The 7,687-nt window shown below is 36.1% G+C and carries 7 protein-coding genes and 1 pseudogene; 7 read left to right on the forward strand and 1 reads right to left on the reverse strand.

Annotated elements, in window-relative coordinates; translation table 11 throughout:
- From ACY65O_RS01170 to clpX, 4 genes are all read left to right on the forward strand, one after another.
- Positions 1-468, forward strand: a 468-nt coding sequence (locus tag ACY65O_RS01170) for a ClpP family protease (RefSeq protein ID WP_462219015.1), incomplete at its 5' end; no start/stop codon positions are given.
- 85 nt (positions 469-553) lie between these two features.
- A complete protein-coding gene (locus ACY65O_RS01175; RefSeq protein WP_462219016.1) occupies positions 554-1,177 on the forward strand; it encodes a ClpP family protease in 624 nt (207 codons plus the stop codon).
- Positions 1,178-1,301: 124 nt separating this feature from the next.
- Complete coding sequence (locus tag ACY65O_RS01180) at positions 1,302-2,390, forward strand: hypothetical protein (RefSeq protein WP_462219017.1); 1,089 nt, start codon at positions 1,302-1,304, stop codon at positions 2,388-2,390.
- A 150-nt stretch (positions 2,391-2,540) separates the two neighbouring features.
- Entirely contained in the window at positions 2,541-3,782 is a 1,242-nt protein-coding gene (gene clpX, locus ACY65O_RS01185; RefSeq protein WP_462219018.1) for an ATP-dependent Clp protease ATP-binding subunit ClpX, read from the forward strand.
- A gap of 9 nt (positions 3,783-3,791) precedes the next feature.
- Here clpX and ACY65O_RS01190 read toward each other — a convergent pair whose 3' ends face one another.
- Positions 3,792-5,045, reverse strand: a complete 1,254-nt coding sequence (locus ACY65O_RS01190) for a hypothetical protein (RefSeq protein ID WP_462219019.1) — start codon at positions 5,043-5,045, stop codon at positions 3,792-3,794.
- Positions 5,046-5,406: 361 nt separating this feature from the next.
- On the opposite strand from ACY65O_RS01190, the gene ACY65O_RS01195 reads away from it, so the two are divergent.
- The 3 genes and pseudogenes from ACY65O_RS01195 to ACY65O_RS01205 form a co-directional block, all read left to right on the forward strand.
- Entirely contained in the window at positions 5,407-6,669 is a 1,263-nt protein-coding gene (locus tag ACY65O_RS01195; protein ID WP_462219020.1) for an adenylosuccinate synthase, read from the forward strand.
- Between the two features lie 84 nt (positions 6,670-6,753).
- Positions 6,754-7,185 carry a hypothetical protein gene (locus ACY65O_RS01200; RefSeq protein WP_462219021.1) on the forward strand — a complete coding sequence of 144 codons (432 nt, stop codon included), beginning with the start codon at positions 6,754-6,756 and terminating at the stop codon, positions 7,183-7,185.
- A 39-nt stretch (positions 7,186-7,224) separates the two neighbouring features.
- Positions 7,225-7,687, forward strand: a pseudogene (locus ACY65O_RS01205) (hypothetical protein); the annotation flags it as partial.

Raw genomic sequence — 7,687 nt, forward strand, 5'->3', positions numbered from 1 at the left:
CAATTACTTTTTTTAGAAAGTACAGATAGAACCCGTGACATTCAAATGTACATAAACAGTCCTGGCGGCAGTGTATATGCAGGATTGGGAATGTATGATACGATGCAATTCATAACACCTGACATAGCTACAATTTGTACAGGAATGGCAGCAAGTATGGGTGCAGTTTTAATGTGTGCTGGTGCAAAAGGAAAAAGAACAGCGCTTAAGCATAGCCGTATTATGATGCATCAGCCAAGTGCTGGTGCAGGCGGGCAGGCGAGTGATATTTTAATAACGGTGAACGAAATAAAAAAAATAAAGAAAGAATTGTATGAAATTATTGCATTTCACACGGGGCAACCTGTAGAAAAAGTAGCAACAGATTCTGACAGGGATTACTGGATGACATCAACAGAAGCAAAAGAATATGGGTTGATTGATGAGGTTCTGGTAATGAATCCAAGAAAATTAAAAAAAGATAAATAATCTTAAGTAGAGAATGCAAGTGCAAAGTTAGTTCGAGATTTTACTAACTAAACATCTAAACTCAAAACATCTAAATTTTTCAAAAATGAATTTATACAGTAGAACAATAAGAAATGAAGACGAAGACGACAATCCAAAAGAATTGCCAGAAAACCCTATGGAAAAAATGATGAGTGGGTGGCAGTTTGATAAAAAATTTATTGAACAGCGTAAAATATTTTTATGGGGTGCAGTAGATGATAAAAGTGCAAAAGATATAACTGCAAGGTTACTTTATTTAGAGGCCATTGACCCGGGAAAAGAAATAACTTTTTACATTAACAGCCCTGGCGGAATGGTAGTAAGCGGCATGGTTGTTTATGATACTATGCAAATGATCAGCTCACCGGTAAGTACGGTCTGTATGGGTATGGCTGCAAGCATGGGAAGTATTCTATTAAGCGGTGGTAGCAAAGGCCGCCGGTTTATTTTTCCGCATGGAGAAGTAATGATACACCAGCCAAGCGGCGGCGGGCAAGGCACCAGTGCCGATTTAGAAATAATGGCTTTGCAAATAGCTAAAACTAAAGAAATGGGGGCAAAGATACTTGCTGAAAATTGCGGCCAAACTTATGAAAAAGTAATGAAAGACTTTGACAGAGATTACTGGATGGATGCAAAAGAATCTATTGCTTATGGTATTGTGGACGGCACTTTGGATAAACTATAATAATCTTTAAACTATTTTATTGATGCTGCTCTTTAAATGGAGCAGCATTTTTTATCTGTGAAAATCCGTGCAATCTCCCGAAAAAGTCGTGACAGGTGTGGCTAACCACACTTAACTTTACACTATGCAGTTTAATGAAATTATAAATGCAAAACTAAGCCAGGAAACAGACAGGCCGTTAATGAAAAAAGATCTTTTTCCTGTAAGTGAGGGTTTGCAGCATTACCTGCACAATTATGGCAGAGATATTAAATTGCCCATGGTATATAAAGATTTATTGAATTACCGCTACGCTACTTCGTTAAAAGATAAAAATGGAAAATTTACACACTGGGAAAATGCAGTGTATGATTTAAAAGAAATGGAATTTTTAAAAGAAGGCCTTATTAAAACTTACGCTATTCTTAAAACAGAAGGGAATCTTAGTTATATAAAACACCTGGATGTAGAGAGAATTGATTTTTGTGAATTTGGCAACAGTGTACCTTTTAGAATACGCATAAAGAATAAGGTAAACGATAATTACGATCATTATTATGTCAAAGCTGCTGATGCATCAAGAATTTACGGACTTGAACTGGAGCATTTGCTTTCTCCCAACCGCATTACCTTTTTACACCATAAAAATACTTTGGTGGAAGAACATATACCAGGCATACCCGGCGATATTTTTTTACAGGATTATATGAAGCTACCGGAAACTAATAAAATACGCATAGCAAAAGAATTTGTAAAATTTAACGAACGTTGTTTTGCAAGATTACTGGGAGATATGCGGAGCTATAATTTTGTAGTGGATATTACACCCGATATTGAAGATTATCAATACCGGCTGAGGGCAATAGATTTTGATCAGCAGTGTTACGAGGGCAAAAAAAATCTTTACCTGCCACAATTTTATAAAGAGAATTTCGAATACGTTGAGTTGGTTTTAAAAAGTTTAAGTTCAGAAGTTATTGAACAATATCAAACAGAGGAACGTACTACAATGGCTTACCGTGTAATTGCAAGCCGTAAACAATTGATGGAGTTGCTCAACATTATGGCACACGACGAACTTTCGGAAAATTATAAAGTAAAAATTTTAAGGGATGAGCTGAATGAGCATTTTAAAAATAACTCTTTTTCTAAATGTAAAACCATGGGCTCCATCGTAAAAAGACAGTTAAAACAAATGCTTCAAAAGCATTTAAAACAGGTTCAGGGTATTTGAGAAGCAGAAAAATAAGTAATTACTGGTAGTGCCGCCAGTCAGTAGGCTGCTTAAGCAACATTTTTCACTATAATATTGTCTGCTTATTGACGTTCTAAATAATGCTTTTGTATATTTGCAGTCCAGCAAAAGCAACTAATAACAGCTATAATGGCAAAACAGCAAACACTACATTGTTCTTTCTGCGGCCGCAGCCGCGACGAAGTTAAAATATTAATTGCAGGGCAAGATGGTCATATTTGCGAAAATTGCGTGGAGCATGCCGAAGAAATAATTGAACAGGAGTTGGGTAATACTACCGATAATAAGCATACAAATACACCTACTCATAAACTTACTGTAAAAAAACCTGTTGAAATAAAGGCTTTTTTGGATGAATATGTTATTGGCCAGGATGATGCCAAAAAGATTTTAGCAGTGGCGGTATATAATCACTATAAAAGATTAAATCAAAAAGTAGAAAATGATGTAGAGATTGAGAAGAGCAACATCATTATGGTAGGCGAAACAGGTACAGGAAAAACGCTATTGGCAAAATCGATTGCACGTATGCTTAACGTGCCTTTTGCAATTGTTGACGCTACGGTTTTTACAGAAGCAGGTTATGTAGGTGAAGATGTGGAAAGTATGCTGAGCCGCTTGTTACAGGCTTGTAATTACGATGTAAATGCAGCAGAAAAGGGGATTGTATTTATTGATGAGATAGATAAAATTGCCCGTAAAAGTGATAACCCTTCTATTACAAGAGATGTAAGTGGGGAAGGTGTACAGCAAGGCTTATTAAAATTGCTGGAAGGTACAGAAGTATTAGTGCCACCACAGGGTGGAAGAAAACATCCGGAACAAAAATTAATAAAAGTAAACACACAAAATATTTTATTTATCTGCGGTGGTGCTTTCGACGGGGTGGATAAAATTATTGCCCGCCGTGTTAATACCAATGCCATTGGGTTTAACGTAAATAAAGAATTACAAGAATACCAGCACAACAACCTGTTGCATTTTGTTAATGCAGTTGACTTAAAACATTTTGGATTGATACCGGAATTGCTGGGTCGTTTACCTGTGGTTACTTATCTAAATCCATTAGATGCTGTCACGTTAAGAAGTATATTAACAGAACCAAAAAATGCTTTAATAAAACAGTTTACCCGTTTGTTTGATATTGAAGGCATCGAATTAAAATTTGAATCTGCAGTGTACGATTTTATGGTAGAAAAAGCTTTGGAATACAAATTAGGTGCCCGTGGGCTCCGCAGTATTTGCGAAAGTATTTTAACGGATGCTATGTATGAACTCCCCTCTCAAAAAGTAAAAACCTTTGAAGTAACTTTAGAATATGCCATGCGTAAATTTAGTACCAGTAAATTGAGTATGTTAAAAGTGGCGTAATATCAATTTTTACTTTCTTCTCATTTTATATTTCTTGTTCACTTTAGGGCTGTTAAAATATTCATCCAATTCCTTTTCATTCGGAACTTGTTCTGCAATTGGGATATCGATAAGCTGTACCTGCGTTTGTTTTAACTCATCCCTTAATTTACGGGATTTATTAAGAATATCCGGGTCACGTGAACCCACCAGCCTGTTTTCTGTAAGCAGGTACTCAAGCCTTTTTATACTGCTGCGTATAAGTGTGGCCGTATTTTGTTCGTAACTGCTGTTGGGTGCTGTAGCTTCCTTTACGGGCACAAGTGCTACACCAATACTTGGCAAAATCTTTCCTGCAGTTTGTTGATTGCTGTTAGGTAAAGAAGAAAAAATTGTGCCACCTAAAGCTGTAGATGCAGAAGTAAGATCGAAAGCAGTTCTGGTGCGTTTTACTTTTTTTATTTTTCTATCTACAATTCTAAAGCTGCTTTTTAGTTGTGTTATATACTTAGTTACTTCCAGATATAAATTTTCAAATTCGAGTGCCTGTTGCGGATAATTGATATTTTCCTTTACGGTAATTTCAATAAGGGCTGTATCGGATACATGAAATTTTGTGGCGCCAATAAAATACAAATTAATTTTCTTCTGCTTATCTTTTTCATTTTCTTTTATAAAATCAAAAGGGGCTACCCAGGTAAAATCATCGCCGCAATGTGTAATACTTGTGCTGGATTTAATGGCATAATTGCTTATATAATTGATGCCTTCTATCGGAAAACTGCCATTGTCGCATTGCAGTTTAAAACTCAAAGTATCACCCTCGTCAATAAAAAGGTTACTGGTAACAGTGGGCTTTATTTTAGAAGGAATAATTTCTGTACTGTAAAAGAGCATTGTAAAAAACGTATCAACTTTATCCGCAGGGTTATTTAAATTCTGCACACTTAAAGGTACACGGTATTCGTAATCGTATTTTAAGCGCCCCGATAGAAAAAAAGACTTATCAACCTTTGTGGTAAGCAACCCGTTATCTTTATTAATTTTTACTCCAACCGGCGAGTTTTTAATAAACCAGTAATATTGCGCCATGTCTTTGTTTATTTCCAGCTGGTAACGCAGCGCCGAATCTACATGTATGGTAAAATATGGGTTTAGGTTTTTTATACGTAATGCAGCAGTATCAACGCCAGCTTGCTTTTGAATGGTATCGTATATTATCTGGCAGTATGTATTTGCTGAAATGATTACAATTATAAGTAACAGGCCGGTTTTCTTCATCATTACGATAAGGTTTTTTTTAAAACACGAATTTAAATAAATACAGCCGTAATTAAATGCTGCGCTGATAATACGCTTATGTTTGATAGTTTTTAAGTGAGTTTATTGTAACGAATAATGAATAATTGTAAATCTTTCTCCCCAACTTTCAAACAAACGCAATTCATTTTAGGTGGTTGTTAATTTTCAATTTATTTTTACACGGTTGCATTAATTCGCTTTGATAAAAGTTGCACAATGGTGTGTGGTACAAGTGAGTGACACAACGATGATGCCATGAAAAAAAACTGCCCGTTTCAAAAAAATAATTAAACATAATCTTCTCTGTTCTCCTTTAGGGGATAGGGGTAAATCTAAATCGGAAATGGTTGACGTAATATTAGGCCTTCAATGGGGCGATGAAGGGAAAGGAAAAATAGTAGATTACTTTGCTAAAAATTATGATGTGGTAGCAAGGTTTCAGGGTGGGCCAAACGCCGGGCACACATTGTATGTGGACGGAAAAAAAATTGTGCTGCACCAAATACCCAGTGGTATTTTTCACGAAAGTAAAACTAACCTTATAGGCAATGGGGTGGTGCTGGATGCCGTTACACTAAAAAGAGAATGCGAAAACGTAGCTGCATTTGGGGTAGATTATAAAAAGAACATGTACATCAGCGAACGTGCCCACTTAATTTTGCCTACACACCGGGCTATTGATAAAGCCAGCGAACTAAGCAAGGGCAATGAAAAGATAGGAAGTACGTTAAAGGGCATTGGGCCGGCTTACATGGATAAAACTGGCCGCAATGGTTTAAGGGTAGGAAATTTATTAGATAAAAGTTTTACTACCGAATATATTAAGCTGCGCCTGAAGCACCAGAAAATATTAGAGAGCTTTAATTTTCAGGAAGATATTAGCGCATGGGAAGAAGAATTTTTTGAAGCCATTGAATTTTTAAAGGAATTTAAGATAGTGAATGGAGAATATTTCATTAATGACAGGATTCAGAAAGGACAAAAAATTTTAGCAGAAGGTGCACAGGGAAGTATGCTGGATGTGGACTTTGGGACATTTCCTTTTGTAACAAGCAGCAATACTATTTCGGCTGGTGTCTGTACTGGATTGGGGGTTGCGCCACAAAAAATTAAAGAGGTATTCGGCGTGTCGAAAGCTTATTGTACAAGAGTGGGAAGCGGTCCATTTCCTACAGAATTAAACGATGAAACAGGGGAATTAATAAGAAAGACTGGAAGTGAATTTGGAGCTACTACAGGAAGGCCCAGGCGTTGTGGTTGGATTGATCTGGTAGCATTGCAGTTTGCGTGCATGATTAACGGGGTTACCCAAATAATAATGACAAAATCAGATATTCTGGATAATTTAGATGAATTGAAAGTTTGTAATGGTTACAAGATTAATGGAGAGGAAAAGAATTATGTGCCATTTCAGATGAATAGAGTTAATATTGAACCAGTATACAAAAGCTTTGATGGCTGGAAAACAGATATTACCGCAATGAAAGATTTTAGTGAGCTTCCGCAGCAAATGAAAAGCTATATTGATTACCTGAATAACTTTTTAAAAGTACCGGTAAAATACATCAGTAATGGCCCCGGTAAAGAGCAAATTATAATAGCTTAAAAAAAATATTTAAAAAAGTTGAAAATATTTTTGGCAGTTTAAAAAACTCGTACAAATTTTACAGTAACAACACCTGTTCAATTTATGGCAATAAAATCCGAAAAAGAAAAAAAGACACCTGCAAAGAAAATTGCAGCTGATGAAATTACATCTGCAAAAAAATCGCCAAAGAAAACCGATGACGATGATGATGACGACGATTTAGATGATGACATAGAAGAAACCAAACCTGCAAAGGGAAAAGGTGCATCGAAGAAAAAAGGTAAAGATGACGATGATGATGACGACGACGATGTTGAAGTAGCAGATGATTGGGAAAAACCCGAAGAGGAAGATGATTGGGATCCTGACTTTGATGAGTTCGACGTTCCAAAATCTAAAGGGAAAAAAGCTACCGGTAAAAAACCAGGCAAAGGTGATGATGATGATTTAAAAATGGACGATGATTTTAAAGACCTTGGTTTAGATGATTTAGGTGGCGGAGGCGGAGGTTTTGATGACGATGATGATTTTTAGTACCCCCATCCCCTAAAGGGGGGAATAAGAAATTATAAAGTGAACAGAACTCCTGAAATTTTTGCGTTAAATAATTTTACAGAATTCAGAATACAAATGTTGAACTGGGCAAACCGGTTCAACATTTTTTGTTTGTTGGATAACCAGCATTATAATTTTAGTGCCCCGGCTTTTGAATGTTTGCTTGCAGCGGGAAGCAAAAAAAATATTACAATACAATATGGCTATGCATTTGAAAAATTAAAAGATTTTTATAAAGAAAATAATGGCTGGCTGTTTGGCCACCTCGGGTACGATTTAAAAAACGAAACAGAAAAATTATCTTCTGCCAATTTTGATGGAATAGGATTTGACGACATGCATTTTTTTGTGCCGGATGTTGTACTAAAACTTACCGAAAAAGAAGTGTATATTTTTTGTGATGATGATGCACAGAAAATATTTGATGCCATACAATCTGAATTTTCAGCCATTCCTGCCAATGCACAATCTGATTTTGTAA

This window comes from Ferruginibacter sp., assembly GCF_031430955.1.
GTDB lineage: Bacteria > Bacteroidota > Bacteroidia > Chitinophagales > Chitinophagaceae > Ferruginibacter.

Coding starts and splice junctions, on each gene's coding strand:
- ACY65O_RS01175 (WP_462219016.1), top strand. CDS start 554: ATGAATTTATACAGTAGAACAATAAGAAATGAAGACGAAGACGACAAT.
- ACY65O_RS01180 (WP_462219017.1), top strand. CDS start 1,302: ATGCAGTTTAATGAAATTATAAATGCAAAACTAAGCCAGGAAACAGAC.
- clpX (WP_462219018.1), top strand. CDS start 2,541: ATGGCAAAACAGCAAACACTACATTGTTCTTTCTGCGGCCGCAGCCGC.
- ACY65O_RS01190 (WP_462219019.1), bottom strand. CDS start 5,045: ATGATGAAGAAAACCGGCCTGTTACTTATAATTGTAATCATTTCAGCA.
- ACY65O_RS01195 (WP_462219020.1), top strand. CDS start 5,407: ATGGTTGACGTAATATTAGGCCTTCAATGGGGCGATGAAGGGAAAGGA.
- ACY65O_RS01200 (WP_462219021.1), top strand. CDS start 6,754: ATGGCAATAAAATCCGAAAAAGAAAAAAAGACACCTGCAAAGAAAATT.